General features: G+C 51.5%; 1 protein-coding gene. It reads left to right on the top strand.

What is annotated here, in order from left to right:
* The coding region (locus tag QUA07_RS27665; RefSeq protein ID WP_333331806.1) for an Ig-like domain-containing protein at positions 1-1,840 on the top strand (1,840 nt) is incomplete at both ends.

Genomic DNA, 1,840 nt, shown 5'->3' with positions numbered 1-1,840 from the left:
CCCCCGACAGCTTTAGCCGATGGCACTTATGCCTTCACTGCTACAGCTAAGGATGCTGCGGGTAATATTTCTGGGGCTTCAACTCCAGTTAATCTGACAATCGATGCCACAGCATCCAGCGTACCCAGTATTACTACTACCGCCGGCACAACTAACGATTCTACTCCCACTCTGGCGGGAACCGCTGAAGCCAATAGTACAGTTAACATCTTACAAGGCACAACGCCTTTGGGTACTGCCACAGCGGATGCTTCGGGAAACTGGACATTTACACCCCCGACAGCTTTAGCCGATGGCACTTATGCCTTCACTGCTACAGCTAAGGATGCTGCGGGTAATATTTCTGGGGCTTCAACTCCAGTTAATCTGACAATCGATGCCACAGCATCCACAGCCCCCACGATCACAACTTCTGGGAGTACCAAAGGCGCGATCGCGGGTACGGCAGAACCGAACAGTACCGTGAACATCTTACAAGGCACAACGCCTTTGGGTACTGCCACAGCGGATGCGGATGGTAACTGGACATTTACCCCCACGACAGCTTTAGCCGATGGCACTTATGCCTTCACTGCTACAGCTAAGGATGCTGCGGGTAATATTTCTGGGGCTTCAACTCCAGTTAATCTGACAATCGATGCCACAGCATCCACAGCCCCCACGATCACAACTTCTGGGAGTACCAAAGGCGCGATCGCGGGTACGGCAGAACCGAACAGTACCGTGAACATCTTACAAGGCACAACGCCTTTGGGTACTGCCACAGCGGATGCGGATGGTAACTGGACATTTACCCCCACGACAGCTTTAGCCGATGGCACTTATGCCTTCACTGCTACAGCTAAGGATGCTGCGGGTAATGTTTCTGGGGCTTCAACTCCAGTTAATCTGACAATCGATGCCACAGCATCCACAGCCCCTACAATCACAACTTCTGGGAGTACCAAAGGCGCGATCGCGGGTAAGGCAGAACCGAACAGTACCGTGAACATCTTACAAGGCACAACTGCACTAGGTACTGCCACAGCGGATGCGGATGGTAACTGGACATTTACCCCCACGACAGCTTTAGCCGATGGCACTTATGCCTTCACTGCTACAGCTAAGGATGCTGCGGGTAATGTTTCTGGGGCTTCAACTCCAGTTAATCTCACAATCGATGCCACAGCATCGACAGTACCTACAATCACTACTGCCGCTGGTACAACAAACGATGCCACTCCGACTGTGACGGGAACTGCCGAACCTAATAGTACCGTTAACATTTTACAAGGCACAACTTCTCTGGGTACTGCGACTACTGATGCCTCTGGGAATTGGACATTTACCCCCCAGACAGCTTTAACTGATGGTACTTACGCCTTAACTGCGACAGCTAAGGATGCTGCGGGTAATACTTCTACTGCTTCGAGTGTAGTTAGTCTCATCGTAGACACTGTTGCACCCACAGTACCCACCATTACAACAGCCGCTGGCACAACAGCCACTGGCACTCCGACTGTGACGGGAACTGCTGAAGCTAATAGTACCGTTAACATTTTACAAGGTACAACTTCTTTGGGTACTGCTACGGCGGATGCTTCGGGAAATTGGACTTTTACACCGACAACGGCTTTAACTGATGGTACTTACGCCTTAACTGCGACAGCTAAGGATGCTGCGGGTAATACTTCTACTGCTTCGAGTGTAGTTAATTTGACTGTAAATACTGCACTAACTCCCACACCAACACCATCGGTAACGCCAACACCCGCGCCATCGGTAACACCATCGGTAACGCCAACACCCGCGCCATCGGTAACACCATCGGTAACGCCAACACCCGCGCCATCGGTAACAC

The sequence above is a fragment of the Microcoleus sp. T3_A4 genome (assembly GCF_036700465.1).
In the GTDB taxonomy this organism is placed as follows: Bacteria; Cyanobacteriota; Cyanobacteriia; order Cyanobacteriales; family Microcoleaceae; genus Microcoleus.
Note: the sequence above shows the minus strand (reverse complement) of the source record. Positions and strands in the feature narration are given on the sequence as shown.